At 39.2% G+C, this 16,296-nt stretch carries 12 protein-coding genes; 3 read left to right on the top strand and 9 right to left on the bottom strand.

The genetic code is table 11. The features are described from left to right. Nucleotides 1–189 precede the first annotated feature (189 nt). From rlmB to folD, 4 genes are read right to left on the bottom strand one after another with little or no spacing between them, the layout of a single operon-like run. Entirely contained in the window at nt 190–933 is a 744-nt protein-coding gene (gene rlmB / locus EHQ52_RS01800) for a 23S rRNA (guanosine(2251)-2'-O)-methyltransferase RlmB (RefSeq protein ID WP_135613576.1), read from the bottom strand. Then, nucleotides 930–2,339, bottom strand: coding sequence for a cysteine--tRNA ligase (gene cysS, locus EHQ52_RS01795; RefSeq protein WP_135613575.1), 1,410 nt, complete (start codon nt 2,337–2,339; stop codon nt 930–932). The genes rlmB and cysS overlap by 4 nt, the downstream gene beginning before the upstream one ends. Next, entirely contained in the window at nt 2,336–3,301 is a 966-nt protein-coding gene (locus tag EHQ52_RS01790) for an acetylxylan esterase (protein WP_135613574.1), read from the bottom strand. Before EHQ52_RS01790 ends, cysS begins: the two co-directional genes overlap by 4 nt. Before the next feature lie 16 nt (nt 3,302–3,317). After that, nucleotides 3,318–4,172 (bottom strand): bifunctional methylenetetrahydrofolate dehydrogenase/methenyltetrahydrofolate cyclohydrolase FolD, encoded by an 855-nt coding sequence (folD, locus tag EHQ52_RS01785; protein ID WP_135613573.1) that lies wholly within the window; start codon nt 4,170–4,172, stop codon nt 3,318–3,320. Nucleotides 4,173–4,252: 80 nt separating this feature from the next. Between folD and asnS the strand changes: the two genes are divergently transcribed. Then, nucleotides 4,253–5,560 carry an asparagine--tRNA ligase gene (gene asnS / locus EHQ52_RS01780; RefSeq protein ID WP_135613572.1) on the top strand — a complete coding sequence of 436 codons (1,308 nt, stop codon included), beginning with the start codon at nt 4,253–4,255 and terminating at the stop codon, nt 5,558–5,560. Between the two features lie 157 nt (nt 5,561–5,717). Then, nucleotides 5,718–6,512 (top strand): tetratricopeptide repeat protein, encoded by a 795-nt coding sequence (locus EHQ52_RS01775; RefSeq protein WP_135613571.1) that lies wholly within the window; start codon nt 5,718–5,720, stop codon nt 6,510–6,512. Here EHQ52_RS01775 and EHQ52_RS01770 read toward each other — a convergent pair. The 3 genes from EHQ52_RS01770 to EHQ52_RS01760 are packed head-to-tail and all read right to left on the bottom strand — an operon-like array spanning nt 6,481 to nt 11,152. Further along, nucleotides 6,481–7,344 (bottom strand): hypothetical protein, encoded by an 864-nt coding sequence (locus tag EHQ52_RS01770; RefSeq protein ID WP_135613570.1) that lies wholly within the window; start codon nt 7,342–7,344, stop codon nt 6,481–6,483. The genes EHQ52_RS01775 and EHQ52_RS01770 overlap by 32 nt on opposite strands. Further along, nucleotides 7,341–9,338 carry an ATP-dependent DNA helicase gene (locus EHQ52_RS01765; protein WP_135613569.1) on the bottom strand — a complete coding sequence of 666 codons (1,998 nt, stop codon included), beginning with the start codon at nt 9,336–9,338 and terminating at the stop codon, nt 7,341–7,343. Before EHQ52_RS01765 ends, EHQ52_RS01770 begins: the two co-directional genes overlap by 4 nt. 5 nt (nt 9,339–9,343) lie before the next feature. After that, nucleotides 9,344–11,152: a sodium-dependent transporter gene (locus EHQ52_RS01760; protein ID WP_135613568.1), complete on the bottom strand. Its 1,809-nt coding sequence runs from the start codon at nt 11,150–11,152 to the stop codon at nt 9,344–9,346. A 183-nt stretch (nt 11,153–11,335) separates the two neighbouring features. Between EHQ52_RS01760 and clpB the strand changes: the two genes are divergently transcribed. Beyond that, nucleotides 11,336–13,903 (top strand): ATP-dependent chaperone ClpB, encoded by a 2,568-nt coding sequence (clpB, locus tag EHQ52_RS01755; protein ID WP_135613567.1) that lies wholly within the window; start codon nt 11,336–11,338, stop codon nt 13,901–13,903. A gap of 115 nt (nt 13,904–14,018) precedes the next feature. Here the strand turns inward: clpB and EHQ52_RS01750 are convergent, their stop codons facing one another. Then, nucleotides 14,019–14,426, bottom strand: a complete 408-nt coding sequence (locus EHQ52_RS01750; RefSeq protein ID WP_010515694.1) for a helix-turn-helix domain-containing protein — start codon at nt 14,424–14,426, stop codon at nt 14,019–14,021. Between the two features lie 303 nt (nt 14,427–14,729). After that, nucleotides 14,730–16,265: an LIC12015 family putative lipoprotein gene (locus EHQ52_RS20005; RefSeq protein WP_167492150.1), complete on the bottom strand. Its 1,536-nt coding sequence runs from the start codon at nt 16,263–16,265 to the stop codon at nt 14,730–14,732. Nucleotides 16,266–16,296: the final 31 nt, after the last annotated feature.

Here is a 16,296-nt window from a genome sequence, read left to right as displayed (position 1 = left end):
TAAAGGACCTGAATACTATATAGATATTACATGAAGTGTAAATGTAGGAATTACTACAACATTACAAACTAACAGTTTGAACTACATGTTCTTTAAAGTTTGGGAGCAATCCAGAAAAACCGCAAGCTAGAATTTGATATAGGCTCTTCTTTCTATCGTAACGGAAAGGAAATAAATGTTTGAATAGATTTACTTCGGTCGGTTTTTTAAACGATCTAATACGATGCCTGTGGCGACTGTCACATTTAAAGAGGAGATATGACCATGAAGTGGGATGCGGACTGTAAAATCCGATTTCTCCATTAGAATCCTTTTCAGACCTTCTCCTTCATTTCCCATTAGGATCACGAGTTCTTCCCAAGCTGGAATTTTGGACCAATCTTCTGTTCCTTTGTCGGAAGTAGAAACGACCCAAAAATTTCGTTTTTGCAATTTTTCTAATATTTGTGCGAGGTTTCCTACTTTAAAAACATTTAAATAGGCGAGTGCACCTGAAGCTACTTTTTCCACTGCAGGCGTGATACCTGAGGAATCTCTATCTGGAATAAGAACTGTTTCTACTCCGAAACATTCTGCCGTTCTTAAAATATTTCCCAGGTTACCAGGATCTTGGATACGATCCAAAACCAGGATTGGTCCCTTACAATTTTCCAGGTGAGAATCGAATGATTTTTTATCTCCGGAATGTAGTTGTATTCTAAGTGCAAGCACACCCTGGTGATTCACACCGGGAGCCATTTTATCTAACTTACTCGGGGACGCTTCTTTGATTAGAAGTTTGTCTCCTAATTCGGAAAGAATTTCTTCTAATTCTTTTTTGGCTCCAGAAGTTAGCCAAATTTCTTGGAAGGAAAGTTCGGAACCTTTTTCGAGATGTCGTTCCAGAATTTCTCGGATATTTCTTCTTCCGTAGATATATTCCTGGCGGCTCATTTTCTTTTCCAGCGAAGACCTTCTTTTGTGTCTTCGATTATAATTCCTAACTCGTTCAATTTATCTCTGAGTCTGTCTGATTCTGCAAAGTTTTTGTTTTTGCGGGCTTCTTGTCTTTGTCTTACTAATTCATCTATCTCAGAATCTAAAACTTCTACCTTTCTTTCGAAACTTAAAACTCCTAAGATGGAATCTATTTTGTAAAATAATTCTAGTCTTTTGGTGATCTCATTTTCAGCTGAAGAATTTTGATCCAAGTATTGATTTGAATCTTTAACCAATTCAAAAACAGAAGCCAAAAATTTAGATATGTTTAGATCATCTGCAAGACTTTCTAAAAATTCGTCCCATACAGCTATATCTACTTTCCCTTGTACTTGGAATGTTTTCCCGGACTTAGATAATTCATCTAATAATCGATTGATACAGTTTTGGATCTTAGAAACTGACTGTGAAGCTTCTTCTAATCTTTCTTTTGTGAAGTTTAATTTACTTCTGTAATGTGCAGAAAGTAGGAGGAATCGGATATTCTTGGGTTCCGCTCCTTCTTTTACCAAATCTCTCAGGGTAAAAAAGTTTCCCTTGGACTTGGCCATCTTTTCTCCGTTTACGAGTAGATGTTCAGAATGCAGCCAATACTTTACGAATGATTCTTCTGGATAAGCGCCTTCACTTTGTGCAATTTCATTTTCATGGTGGGGGAAGGTAAGATCCACTCCTCCGGTATGGATATCCACTCCGGAACCATACACGTCACGCACCATTGCCGAACATTCTAAATGCCAGCCAGGTCTTCCGGAACCTATTTCAGTCTCCCAAGAAGGTTCGTTGTCTTGTTTCGGGAATTTCCAAAGAACGAAGTCTCTTACATCGTCTTTATCGTATTCGTCAGTATCGTAACGAGTACCGGTTTTCATCCCGCTTACATCAATTTTGGAAAGTTTTCCATAATTCTTAAATTTGGAGATGGAATAATACAAACTTCCGTCTTTTTCATAGACTAAACCTTGATTTTGGAGATGTTTTATGATCTCCACCATAGAAGGAATAGAATCAGTCGCTCTAGGATAATGTTCTAATTTTTGAATATTCAGAGATTCTAAATCTTCTTGGAATGCTTTTACCCAAGGTTCTGTAAATTCTCTGATCTCTTTTCCTTGTGCCAAGGATTCACGGATGATCTTATCATCGATATCGGTGATGTTCATTGTCATATCCGGTTTATAACCGAATGCGACTAAGGCACGTCTAAGCAAATCTACGAATAAGAACGCGCGTAAATTTCCGAGGTGAGCAAAATTATAAACTGTAGGTCCGCAGGAATATACTCTGACTCTGTCTGGAAACTCCGGACGAAATACTTCTTTGTTTCCGCTAAGAGAATTATGGAAACGGATTTCTTTCATTCAGGGAACAGGATCTCTTTCGAGAATTCCAAATTGGCCAAATTCTGTTTGTCCCCTGCGATACCTGCTTCGTTACCTTCCGTAGGATATACTTGCATCCTTTTGTCGCAGACTAAATGATTGAATAATGCAAAGACGGACTTAGGATGAGAAACCTTATCGTCCATCCCGACTGAAACCAGAGTAGGGATCTTGATCTTCTTGGAAAAATTCAAACTATCAAAATAAGAAAGGTTCTTTTTGACCTGAGCTTTTTTGGATTTTGCATTTGCAATTTGTTCTGAAACTTCTTTAGACCAGCTTGTCCCCAATTTCAATTGAGTATCGTCCACATGGCAAAAATTAGGAGTTTCTAATATAAGTGCTTTTACTCTTGGAGAATTGGCAGCACCGAATAATGCCATAGAAGCACCGATACCTTTTCCAGCTAGGATGATCTTATCTCCATCAATCCCATCAGTAAGTCTTAAAAATTCGATCGTGCGGATCACATCTAAGTAATTTGCTTTTAAGAAGAAGGATTCTTTAGCTTCTAATCCTTTTCTGTAATATCCTGGGGTCCAATCCGGGTCAGGAATTTCTCCTTCTTTCAAAACTGGACGGATGAGTTGAGTGCCATGGCCTCTAACGTCTAGGATCAGTTGTGCAACTCCAGCTTCTGTCAGACCTTTGATAATTTGAGGTCTATCTTTTGCATAATCGTGGAAATAGACAAGAACAGGAAGATCCCCTCTTTTTCTTGGGATCACCAAACTGCCGGTAAGAGTAGCGTTTCCATAAGATTGGAAAGAAATATCGTAGATGGTTTCTTTTAAAATGGTCCCTTTGAGCAGGGCCTTGGTTTGGTTTTTAACCGGAAATCCTTTGAGTTCTCGGATCGACTCCGCCCAAAAATCGTCCAAATCCGCTGGAGGTGAGAAGGGAGGATAAGTCTGGAAGCACTCGTCGAAACTGATAGCCATCAGAGATACATCGTTTTCATTTCAACGGGGGTGTAAAGTGATCTTTTGCAGAATACAATGTCTGGAGAAGAAGGACTGAAATTGTCATAGGTCCTACACCTCCCGGAACAGGAGTATAATGAGAGGATTTTTCCCATGCCTTGGAAATTTCGATATCTCCTACGTTTCCTGCATTATAACCGGCATCCAATAATACCGCTCCCGGTTTGATCCAATCCGCTTTGATAAATTCAGGTTTTCCCACAGCACCCACAACGATATCAGCTTGTGCCACGATTTCAGGTAGGTTTTGGGTTCTGGAATGACATAGAGTAACAGTTGCGTTCATTTCTGTCAGAAGCATCGCCATAGGTTTTCCCAAAATAGGAGAACGTCCTACAACCACGGCTCTTTTTCCCGCAGGATCAATCCCGTATTCTTTTAGAAGAAGGACCATACCATACGGAGTGCAAGGAAGATAGGTTTCCACTCCCATGGACAATTTCCCGAAGGATAATGTAGTAACTCCGTCCACATCCTTCTTCAAATCAATCCGATCGAATGCCGCTCTTTCGTCTATTTGAGGAGGGGTAGGATGTTGCAGAAGAATTCCGTGGGTGTCCGGATCCGCATTCAGCTTATCAATGACCGCGAGTAATTCCTGAGTGGTCGTAGTTTCAGGAAGTTCGATTTTTTCGGAGATCATTCCCACTGCGTGGCAGGACTTGACTTTCATATTTACGTAAGTGGCAGAAGCCGGATCGCTACCGACCAGGATTGTTGCGAGTTTCGGGGGCTTTTTTCCGGAAGCCGTAAGAGTTTTGATCTCTTCGGCGATAGAATCTTTTATCTTTTGGGAAAGTTTTTTGCCATCCAGTAAAATCGCAGTCATGGGTTCAGGATTTAGCTTCCGGTCCCGATGTCATCCGAAAATAATCCTTTTCAGTCGGGTAGAATGCTTAAAATAGGATCATGTCCGAAGTTTCTACCATTGACCTAAATCGTTTGCCGGAACATGTAAACCAAACCGTACGTATCCAAGGTTGGGTCCACGGTTTGAGAGGATCTAACGCCAGACAATTTTTAAGTCTGAGAAATTCAGGAAAGATATTACAGGTACTCGCAGAAAAAGAAATTTTGGGAGAAGATCTGTTTTCAGAGATCAAACACCTAAAACAAGAAACTTCAGTCGAGGTAATCGGCAAATTAGTGGAGAATGAAAAGTCTCCCATTGGATTTGAACTTGTGCTTTCTTCTTTCAAGAAGGTGGGAGAATCAGATAATTATCCGATCACTCCCAAAGAACATGGAATAGACTTCCTACTTTCCCAAAGACACCTTTGGTTAAGGTCCAGTAAGCAGCTTGCGATCATAAAAGTCAGAAGTGAACTCTCTTACCAGATCAGAAAATATTTCCATAGTAATCAATTCACTTTGATAGATACTCCTATCTTAACAGGCTCCATTGGAGAATCTGCAGGAACATTATTCTCTACAGAATATTTTGATCTTGGAAATGCATACCTGGCTCAAACGGGACAATTATATTTAGAAACTGCAATATTTGCTCATAATAAGGTTTATTGTTATGGCCCAACATTCAGAGCGGAGAAGAGCAAAACCAGAAGGCATTTAACAGAATTCTGGATGGTAGAAGCAGAAACCGCATTTTTAACACATGCAGAAAATCTAAAATTGCAGGAAGATTTTGTAAAAACGGTCATCAAAGAAACTATAGCTGTCTGCGGGCCCGAATTGAAAGTTTTGGAAAGAGATCTTTCTCCATTACTCGATTATATTTCTAAACCATTTGCTCTTATCGATTATAAAGAAGCTTTAGAATACCTGCAATCCCAAGGAGAAGATATCACCTGGGGAGATGATATCAATTCAGAAAGAGAACAGATGCTTTGCCAAAAATTCGGCGGACCTGTTTTTATCCAAAAATATCCAAGAGAAGCAAAAGCATTCTATATGAAGGTCAACCCAGAAGATCCAAGAACAGTGCTTAACGCGGACTTGATCGCTCCGGATGGAGTGGGGGAGATCATAGGCGGCTCCGAAAGGGAAGAAAATTACGAAACCATAACTAAACGCCTCCAGGAAGAAAACCTGCCAGTAGAATCCTATGAATGGTATTTGGAGCTTCGAAAATATGGCTCCGTTCCTCATTCCGGTTTTGGGCTTGGAACAGAAAGACTGGTCGCTTGGATCTGTGGACTACAGCATGTTCGAGAATGTATCCCTTATCCTCGTATGATGGAAAGATTGTACCCTTAAGGACTATTTCGCGCAGAGTTCGCAAAGAACACAGAGGCTGTTTTTTACTTTTTAAACTCTGTGAACTCCGCGTTCTCTGTGCGAAACCGGTTTACTTACGCAAAAAAAAACCGGTAAAAAATTCAGATATTACCGATACCAGAAATAGAGGTATCGTATGGCTAAAAGTTCCGCCCTTTCCACACAGCTTTCCTTAGAAGAGTCCGCTTGGGAACTCTTTGAAACAGGAGCGTACGAGGAAGTATCCAAATTAGCGGAGAAGAATCCGAAAAACATGTTCTTAAATCATTTAAGAGCTGTTTGCGAATTCGAAACGGAAACGAATACTGCCAATAATTTTCCTTTAGAAGGAAAAACGGTCCTAACACCTTTGCTTGGTGCTTATCTGCATAAAGCAAAAGGAAATGCAAAAGAGGCCGCAGTATTATTTCACGAATACTTCAAGGCATCTTCCAGTCTAGTATCATATTCTATCTTAACCACAGGGATCAAAGCATGCGAAGAAGTGGGAGCCCACAAAGCATGTGCTGATCTGATCCAAAGATATAAAGCTCTTTGGACCGACGGATATTTTTCCAAACTGGAATTCTTCTCCTTATATCATTTAAGAAAGTTTGAAGAAGCTCTTAAAGTATTTAAAGAAAATTCAGAAAGCCTAAAAGAAGACAGAGATGTTCTGGCTGCTTTAGGATTATGTTTTGTTCATATTGGAAGATTTGAAGAGGCTTGTAATATTCTGGAAAAACTTCCAGGTGCAGGCGAGATCCCTTCTTTCGAAGATAAGGTGACTGAGTATTCAGATAGGATTAAAAATATCTCTAAATACGAAGCTAGGAAAAAAGAACTTTCTAGAACTGAACTCTTAGATCTGGGATATGCGTATTTATTCTCTGAGTCTTATAAAAAGGCAGAAGAGGTATTTACTTCTCTCGTTTCCCTAGAATCACGATAACCCTCCCTTTCAAAAGAGCCTCCCTGGATTTAGGGGAGGCCAAGACCTTCTCCGCGTCCTCGTTGGAGATCACAAGGTCAGCTCCTAATTTTCCAGAAACACCTAGCGCAGTAGTCAAAAGAGGTTTATAACCCGCGACTTCTTCCTTCATTGCATCTTGTACTTTAGAAAAATAACGAATATATCCGTAATTCACTATGGAACTTTTTTTAACGAATAATGGAGAATAGATCCCGACTCCATCCTCATCTCTGATCTCTGAAAATAAGGCAGGCACAACTTCTAGATGTCTTGCATCTACTATAAGTCCTGTATATGAGTCTGCAGGGTTATGGATCGGATGAGCTTCCGGAAAATTTTCAGAAGAATAGGGTAAAGTGATATGAGATAGAATTCCTTTTTTCCCTTTTAGTGAAAGAATACCTGTAGCAACTAAATCATTTCCTTTGAACTGGTTATGGATCTCGATCGGTTCCTTCTCATAGATCTCTTGGAATATTTCTCGAAAGGATTCGTCTTGTGCTATTTTTTCGCGGAGTAGAAGATTGGAATCCAATTTTAAATTTTCCATACTTCTATATAAATATTTTTTAATTTCTTCTTTTGCAGTTTCTTTGGCGATGTTTCTGGCTTCCGTAATATTTTTTGCGGTTCCGATCTTATTATAGTCTGGATCATCCGGGTGGAATGAAATTTTAGGAAGTTTAACTTCTACAGTTTTACTGATCTCTCCTGTTCTCCAATTTACGATCGTTTCTGTTTTGTCCTTGGACTCCCATGCAAAAAGAGAAATTCCAGAGATTAAAAAGAATACGAGGGCTTTACGTTTCATACTGCTTCTCCGGAAGAATAATTAGGAAGTTTAGAATATTCTAATTTTAATTGATTCCATTCAGAGATCCGTTTTGCAGGAGGAAGAGCATTAATTAGATCCGTGCCATAAGACTTTGTCCATATACGGGAATCGAGTAAACTTACAATTCCAGTATCTTTTTCTGAACGGATCAATCTTCCAAAACCTTGTTTCAATACTGTGGTTGCGTAAGGAAGTTGTAGATCTTTAAAAGGATTTCCACCTTTCTCTTTTAACTTCTCACTTCTTGCCTCAAGAACTGGATCATTCGGCGGTTGGAAAGGAAGTTTAGTCAGAATTACGGATCTGAGTTTATCACCTCTGATGTCCACTCCCTGCCAGAAGGAAGATACACCAAAAAGGACCGCATCCTTTTCTGCTAAAAATCTATTTTTTGCTGCTTCCGGTCCCATCTCTAATTGAGAAATGATTGGAAGATCGGTAAGAGGCCGGATCGTTTCTATAATTTCATTCAATGATTTATTAGAAGTAAATAAAACGAATGCTCCACCTTTTGTGAGTTCGATCAGTTTTAAGATATAACGAGAAAGGTCTGCAGCATTTCTTTCTGCAGATTCAGTTGCGTCCTTAATATCTTTAGGCAAAAACAAAAGTGCATTTTTTTCATAAGGAAAAGGAGATGCTACAAGTTTAGAACGAGAAGGTAATCTTCCGATCCGATCTGCAAAATAACTTAGATCACCTTTATTAGTAGAAAGTGTAGCAGAAGTAAATACCATACTTTCAGTTCTTGGTTCTAGAACTTCTCGAAGGATTGTTTCAGATTTTAATGGTTGGGTCAGAAGTTTAGGGAACATCTCCTTTGTTTTTGTATTCGGAGGATCCGCCCAATATACTCTTTCTCCCTCATCCATTGTGCGGAAAAGATGTAAACCTTCTGCGATTTGACCTATACGTCCTGAAGACATTTCTATCTCCATCGCAATCTCTTTTTCTTCTATCTCATCACTATCTTTAGAATATTTTTTCAATTCAATCAGAAGTGCTTCTTGCAAAGAATCTAATGCGGCTTCTAATTCTCCGCCGTCCATTTTTAATGGCCTGCGAATTCTCTGGGAACCGTAAAAGTTAAGAGGAAGTTCTCCCACTACTTTATTAAAACAAAGGAAAAGTTTTTCTCCTGCAAGATTTGTTAGATCATTGATCTTAGGAGAATTGAGTCTTGCGCCTAAGCCAGATTTTTTCTGGGAATTCCAAACACCTTGTAATAGTTTCTGGATCTCTAATGAGGATAATTCTATTCTGAATGCATTTCCTAAAACTTCCGGAAAATTATGAGCCTCATCCACTACTATCTTTTTGAAATCTGGAAGAATATTAAAATCAGATGCTATATGAGCTGCGAGTAAAGAATGGTTTACGATCAGTAAATTTGATTTTTGCCATTTAGCTCTTTCTAAAAAATAAAAAGAATGGGAGAAGTTAGGGCAACTTCTTCCTAAGCATGAATCTGCTTCTCTTGTTACCTTGGACCAAAAATCAGGAGAGGCGTATCCATCGTATTCTTGCCTTCTTCCCGATTCTGAATTAGAAACCCAATCTTTAAAAGAATTTAGATGTTCCATCATCTCAGGGCCGAAGGTTCCTTGTGTGAGAACATTTCCTAATTTTCTTTTACAAACGTAATTAGAAGCTCCCATCGCAATTTCAGCCTTCACTTCTTGTCCCAAAATTTGAGAAACAAGAGGTATATCTTTTCGGATCAACTGGTCTTGGAGAGCTTTTGTTTCCGTGGAGATGACTACGATCTCTTCTCCTTCTAATGCGCTGATTGCTGCGGGGATCAGATACGCTAATGATTTTCCTACACCAGTTCCTGCTTCTACGATCAGATGTTCTGAGCTTGCAAATGCTTGTTCTACACTATTTGCCATTTGGATCTGACCCGATCTGGATTCGAAATCAGGCCAGAGTTTGGAAAGTTTTTTGAATTGTTCTTCTACTCTACTCAAAACACTCACGCTTCCCTGGTTCGGAAAAGTTTGATCACACAATATAAGGATAGAAGGGTTACTAAACCTAAAGAGGTCCACATGATAAGAGTTCCATCCAAGGTTAATTCAGGAGAAACTGACCCGAATGCTTTCTTGATAGAAGCGGTTTCTTTGTAAGGAAAGACATTCATAAAGAAAGCTAGTATCAGTATAAAACTTCCCAAAAAGATTGGTAGCACTTTGTTCGTGGATTTGTTTTTTGATTCTTCTTTGCCTTTAAAGCTGAGATGAACAAGTAGATATACGAGTCCAAATACAGCAATAATTGCCAAAAATACATAACGAGAGATCAATGCTTGGAATTTTGCTTCTTCAGGATCTGTTCCTTGTGCTGCATTTGCGATCATCCAATCCACATCCATCTTATTGATATAAGATCCCAGGTTTTGGTAGAGAAACATTCCAAATACGATCAGCAAAAATGCAGGTGTTATATATTGGATCACCCACCAGAAAAATTTAGGAAGTTGGGCCTGTGCACCCTTATGACCTTCTTCCAAACCTTTTTTCGCTCCAATCACCCAGCCGAAAATTACGATCTGCAATGTTGCCAATATATAAATTAAAACTGTTCCTACCCAAAAATCAGCTTGGTCCAGTGCATTGAAGTTTTTATTAAAATACAAAATCGGGAAAGAAAGTCCAAATGTGAAAAGGAAAAGTATAAAACTGGAAGTCCTTCTTCTGATATGAAAAGCTTCTTCCAGAAATACGATCACTGGTTGTAACATTGTTACAGAAGAGGTGAGTGCGGCTAAGAATAATACAAAATACCAGATTGCTCCAAAGAATGAACCTCCAGGCATTAGCGCAAACACAGAAGGAAGTGCAATAAACCCCATTCCGAATGTTCCAAAAGAAGTAGCTGAAAGTCCTAAGAACAAAAATGCGACAGGGATCGTGATCATCCCACCGAATGCAACTTCTACAAATTCATTTAAAGAAGCTGCGGAAACGGAAGATAAGATCACATCATTTTCTTTTTTTAAGTAACTCGAGAATACTAAAGCGATGCCAAAACCTGCGGATAAAGTAAAGAATATCTGGCCTGCAGCAGAGATCCAAACCTTTGCTTCTCCTAATGCAGACCAATCCGGATTCCACATTTGTGCGAGTCCAAGTTCTATATTATCTAAAGTTAATACTCTGACAAGAACGATAACCGAACAGATTAACATAGAAGGAACTGCGATCTTGGCGAATACTTCCAGTCCTTTTGCGATCCCTCTATATACTAGAATAAAGTTCATTAGAAAACAAGCGAGTGTGGCATAAAAAATTTTACCTTGCACAGCACTTCCATTTTCTTTTGCACCCACCAATGTATGGAAATGATTGGAAGAATTTTGGATGAGAGAATTCAGGTCACCATTTCCTGAATTTAAACTGATACTTCCAGTTACAAAATCGAAAGCGTAGGCAAGGCACCATGCTTCTACAAAAACATAATAGACATATATCAATAGAGGAATTGTAACTCCAATCGCTCCAAGCAGTCTAAGAGGAACACCGGAAAGATAGGCACGGAATAGATTCGGAAAACTATGACCTTGTTCTCCACCCATTCTTCCCATCACCCATTCAGTGATGCAGACTGGGATCCCAACTAGGATAAAACTGATGATATAGGGGAGAAGGAAAGCTCCTCCTCCATTCTGCACTGCCTGCCCCGGAAATCGGAGGAAATTTCCGAGTCCGATTGCTCCAGAGGCAACGGTTAATATGAGTCCAGTGCGGGATTTCCAACTTTCCTTGGGCGATTCTTTAGACATGTGATGCTCTATAATCCCAGTAAAATAGTCTCCCTTGTCAAAACGAATTCGGATTTGAAAATGGAAAAAAACGGGACATAATAGGGTGAAAATCTCCTCTGACTTTCTGGCAGAAATTTGGAGAAATATGACTGCCGGCTCAGTCTAAGTACCAACTCGAATACAGAATGGATTCGTACAAAAATGAAACTAGATAAGATCACATTAAAATTGAATGAAGCGCTTTCAGGTGCTCAAAGCTCTTACGATAAGAACCCAGAGATACAAGAGGAACATATCATTGCTCAGATCCTAGGCCAAGGAGATGGGTTTGCTCCTCCTTTGTTTTCTAAGCTAGGTTTGAATCTGTCTGACTTCCGACGCAAGACAGAAGAAGCGATCATAAAACTTCCAAGGGTAGAAGGTCACTCGGAGAAGGGATTCTCCAGAGCGTCTATTTCACTCCTACAATCTTCCGACAAAGTTCGGGCAGAGCTGAAGGATGAATATCTTTCTACAGATCATGTTCTCTTAGCATTTTTGAAGAATGGTATTTCTTCACTTCGCCAAGAATTCAATCGATTAGGACTCGATTACCCTAAATTATTAAAAGCAGTATTAGAACTTAGAAAAGGACAACCCATCATGGATGATACTCCGGAAAACAAGGCAGATGCCTTGAATAAATATGCAAAAAATCTAAATGAGCTGGCTAAACTAGGTAAGCTGGACCCAGTCATTGGAAGGGACGAGGAGATCAGAAGGACCATCCAAGTACTTTCTCGCAGGACCAAAAATAACCCAGTCCTAATCGGTGAACCTGGTGTGGGTAAAACTGCAATTGTAGAAGGGCTCGCAGGTAAGATCATACAAGGAGAAGTTCCAGAAGGAATTAAGACTAAGACCATCTATGCTCTGGATCTGGGAGCAATGATCGCTGGTGCAAAGTATCGGGGGGAATTTGAAGAAAGACTGAAAGCCACCCTCGACGAAGTAAAACATAGTGATGGAAATATTATACTATTTATAGATGAGATCCATACACTTGTGGGGGCAGGCGCGCAAGAAGGAGCAATGGATGCTTCTAATATGCTGAAACCGATGCTTGCACGTGGAGAACTTCGTTGTATAGGTGCAACCACCTTAAAGGAATACCAAAAGTATATAGAAAAGGACGCAGCCTTAGAAAGAAGGTTCCAACCTGTTTATGTAAAAGAACCAAGTGTGGAAGAAACGGTTACTATTCTGCGTGGTTTAAAAGATAGATACGAATTACATCACGGGATCAAAATATTGGATTCCGCGATCGTTGCTGCGGCTAGTTTATCGAATCGTTATATAGCGGATCGTTTTCTTCCGGATAAGGCAGTGGATCTAATAGACGAGGCAAGTTCCAAGATGAGGATAGAAATGGATTCTATGCCGGAAGAATTGGACAAACTAAGTAAAAAGATCCAGTCTTTGAAGATCGAAAAAGAGGCTCTTAAAAGAGAAACGGATCCAGCTTCCAAACAAAGAGTGGAGAATATTGGAAAAGAACTTTCTGAGCAGGAAGAACTATTCAGAAATCTGAAAGCTCGTTGGGATCTTGAAAAATCTAAAATTTCCAAAATTAAGGAAATCAAAGAAGAAACGGATAAATACAAAGTCCTCGAAGCAGAAGCAGAAAGAAGGGGAGAGATCAATAGAGTCGCAGAAATTCGTTACGGAAAATTAATAGAACTCTCCAAAGAAATGGAGAAGGCAAACGCGGAACTCAAAAAAATCTCCGGTCCGGGAAGACTTCTAAAAGAAGAAGTAGATGAGGAAGATATAGCGAATATAGTTTCTCGTTGGACTGGGATTCCTGTATCTAAAATGCTCCAAGGAGAGAAGGCAAAACTTCTCAAAATGGAAGATTCACTTAAGATCAAGGTGATCGGCCAGGATCATGCTTTGGAATTATTGTCCGAAGCGATCCGTAGATCCAGAGCAGGTATCGCAGATCCAAATCGTCCTATCGGTACATTCTTATTCTTGGGACCTACAGGTGTGGGTAAAACGGAAACTGCAAAAGCATTGTCCGAGTTCTTATTCGATGATGTGAATGCAATGCTTCGAATTGACATGAGTGAGTATATGGAAGCTCATTCAGTATCCAGATTGATAGGAGCTCCTCCTGGTTATATAGGTCATGATGAAGGTGGGCAATTAACAGAAGCAGTAAGACGCAGACCTTATTCCGTGCTCTTATTCGACGAGGTGGAGAAGGCTCATCCTGAAGTATTCAATATCTTCTTACAGATATTAGATGAGGGTAGATTGACTGACTCTAAAGGAAGAAATGTAGACTTTAAGAATACAGTCATCATTCTCACTTCTAATATTGGTTCTGAGATTTTAAGTTCTACAGAATATTCGGAAGAAGAAAAAGAAAGAATGGTAGACCAAAGATTGAAAAAACATTTCAAACCTGAGTTCTTGAACCGTTTGGATGAAGTGATCCTATTCAAGTCTGTAGATGAGTCAATGATCGCTAAGATCGCAGAACTACAATTGCAGATCATGGCTAAAAAAGCAGCGGAGAATGGACTTACAGTTAGTTTCACTCCTGCATTAAAAAAACATATAGTGCAGGCTGGTTTTGATCCTGAATACGGAGCAAGACCTTTGAAAAGACTAGTCCAAAGGGAAATTGGAAACGCTCTCAGTAATTTTATACTGAAGGGTGAATTCAAAGAAGGGCAGAGTATCGTCTTGGATTATTCCGGCAGTTCAGTCTCTGTGAAGTAGTCTGAAAATAAAAAACCCCGGGTTTATCACAACCTGGGGTTTCACTAAGACAGCACATAGTAAGGGAAAAGAATGTGCTGTATTGCTTACGGGAGTTTAACCTCCCGTGTTCGATTTAGAATTCTACTTTATGTAGAAATAATTCCTCTTTTTTCATTTTTAAAACTTTAGAAGCCATGCTCTTGAAATCTTCAGGCGGCTCTAATAGTCCTAACTCCACTTTAGAAAGGAAAGGAGTTGAGACCTTTAATTTTTTAGCCATATCATATTGTTTGATGCCCAATTCTCTGCGTTTTGCCCAGAGTTTATTGGTAAGTCCTTGGCTGAATTCAGGATAAACCTCTTCTACCGGACTTTCGTTGAACAGTTTATCTAATGTCGTTTTCAAATATTTAGCGCAAGCCTGTCTGAATTTTTCAGTAGGAGCTTGGCTTCCGGTTTCAATTTTGGAAAGGTAGCTAGGGGATACACCCAGAGCCCTTGCCATATCATATTGCTTGATTCCCCGTTTTTTACGGAGCATATAGATGTGGTTGTTCATTCTTTTCCCCTTTTTAACCGTTTTAAAACGACCTTACTTTGCCTCAAGAATAAATTTCCATCGTGCCCAACAGGCACTTAAGTATAGAAATTTTTTCCAAAGTCGGCTAATACTAAGAGAGATAAGAATAAGAATCAAGCATTTGAAGTCTTATTCAATAAAAAAAGGCCGTTAGACTTTCTAGGAAATTGTAGAACGCGGTCAGTAGTCCGAAAAGGTTATGGGCCTTTATACTTCGGACTACTGAACAGGGATACTAAGCTATCGTAAACAAGAGTTATACGATTAGATCTTACCTTCTTTCAATCTGCTTGAATCCAGAATGAATTGGTAATCTGTTTTTAGCTTTTGAGTAAGTTCTCTAACATAGTTTTGTTTTTTAGCTCGGGTCAAATCTTCTTTGATTTTTTCTCTAACTTCTCCGTAAGGCATAGGGATCCTGTCTTGAGGATTGTTAGGATTTGCTTTAGAGTAAGAGAACATTTTGGCAGCTTCATACTGCTCTCTCATTTCAGCTTCTGAAACTGTTACATCACTAGGAAGTTCTCTTTTGAATACCAATGGTTGAACAATATATAATTTCATTACATTGAACATATCTTGGAAATCCTTAGATTCTAAAGCTTCTTTCAATTCAGTAGACTGACCGGCTATCTTATACCAAACATATTGTTGTCTGAAAAATTGGAGCACATTCGCCTTATCATCTAGTTTAGAAGAATCAAGACCGCTCTGTTTTGCTAATTGTTCCAACTCATTCAAAACATCTTTGAACTTAACAGTTTCACCCGTTTTGGTATTGGTCAACAGAACGGAATCATGATTGAAAGTGTTCAGATTATCTTGAGTGATAACCGCTTTTTCGAAACCAGCATTTTTCACTAATTGTTCTTCTTGTTCGCTAACTGCGCTAAACAAAAATCTTTTTTTCATGAAGTCTTCGTAACGAGGAGCAATTTCGTCTATTTTCAGATCCAGATAATTACGTTTTACATCTGCTTTGATTTGGTCTGGGAGTTCCGGTGTCTCAATATATTTTTTAGCAAGACTTCTTAGTTTTCCAAATTCTTTAGAGAAAAATTTTCCAACTCTTGAAGCGTAGATTGTTTCTACTCTTTCTACTCTTAAGATCAGGAATTTTTTCCTTCTAGGAGTTTTAGGATCTGCTCCTGGAGGAAGTTGGTCTTCGATCTCTTTTAAGATCCACTTTCCTTCGTTCTGAGCAGCCTCTTGGTAAAGAGCAAGGTTAGGATCATTTCCACAATTTAAACATTGTGGTTCTAATAATCCACCCACCGCTTTGTAAGCAGGTTGATCAGTATGATCTACTACATATTGGATGATTTCTTTTTTTCCGGAAAGTTTTTGGATACCTTCGAAAATACTCTCCGCTCTTTGTTTGGTAACCGCTTCCTCTTTAGGATCCATAGAGAAAACCGCGATTGCTCTTACGAAACCGAATTTTAATTTACCAGTTTGTTCTAACTTCTCCGCTAAATTTCTTTGTAGGAAAGAAGCAGCCATCTGAGGTTTAGAATATTTTAGAAAAACTGCTAATTCATCTTCGGATACAAGTTTCTTTTCTGTATTGTACAAAGAGATCAATTTGAAAAGACCTAGAGTTTCTAGAAGTTGAGTTTGTTCTTCTTTGGTTGGATGATTCGGCTCTGGTTTGCGTCCGCCTGTATTTAATTGGTAGAAGTTCCTGAGTTCTTTTCTGGTAACTGTGCCACCTTTGAAAGAGGCTAATGCTTCCGAGTCTGAATTACACTGAAAGAGTAATGCCGCCAGGAAGGAGAGTACGATTATTTTTTTGTTCATGTTGTTTTATATAACCTGTTCTTTTCGGATC

It is taken from the genome of Leptospira koniambonensis (assembly GCF_004769555.1).
Lineage (GTDB): Bacteria > Spirochaetota > Leptospiria > Leptospirales > Leptospiraceae > Leptospira_B > Leptospira_B koniambonensis.
The sequence above is the reverse complement of the archived record's forward strand: the minus strand, read 5'-3'. Positions and strand labels throughout refer to the sequence as shown.

Excerpts from the sequence above, each read along its gene's own strand:
- clpB (WP_135613567.1), top strand. The coding sequence starts at position 11,336 with ATGAAACTAGATAAGATCACATTAAAATTGAATGAAGCGCTTTCAGGT.
- EHQ52_RS01760 (WP_135613568.1), bottom strand. The coding sequence starts at position 11,152 with ATGTCTAAAGAATCGCCCAAGGAAAGTTGGAAATCCCGCACTGGACTC.
- EHQ52_RS01770 (WP_135613570.1), bottom strand. The coding sequence starts at position 7,344 with ATGAAACGTAAAGCCCTCGTATTCTTTTTAATCTCTGGAATTTCTCTT.
- EHQ52_RS01750 (WP_010515694.1), bottom strand. The coding sequence starts at position 14,426 with ATGCTCCGTAAAAAACGGGGAATCAAGCAATATGATATGGCAAGGGCT.
- EHQ52_RS20005 (WP_167492150.1), bottom strand. The coding sequence starts at position 16,265 with ATGAACAAAAAAATAATCGTACTCTCCTTCCTGGCGGCATTACTCTTT.
- EHQ52_RS01775 (WP_135613571.1), top strand. The coding sequence starts at position 5,718 with ATGGCTAAAAGTTCCGCCCTTTCCACACAGCTTTCCTTAGAAGAGTCC.
- EHQ52_RS01790 (WP_135613574.1), bottom strand. The coding sequence starts at position 3,301 with ATGGCTATCAGTTTCGACGAGTGCTTCCAGACTTATCCTCCCTTCTCA.
- cysS (WP_135613575.1), bottom strand. The coding sequence starts at position 2,339 with ATGAAAGAAATCCGTTTCCATAATTCTCTTAGCGGAAACAAAGAAGTA.
- rlmB (WP_135613576.1), bottom strand. The coding sequence starts at position 933 with ATGAGCCGCCAGGAATATATCTACGGAAGAAGAAATATCCGAGAAATT.
- folD (WP_135613573.1), bottom strand. The coding sequence starts at position 4,172 with ATGACTGCGATTTTACTGGATGGCAAAAAACTTTCCCAAAAGATAAAA.
- asnS (WP_135613572.1), top strand. The coding sequence starts at position 4,253 with ATGTCCGAAGTTTCTACCATTGACCTAAATCGTTTGCCGGAACATGTA.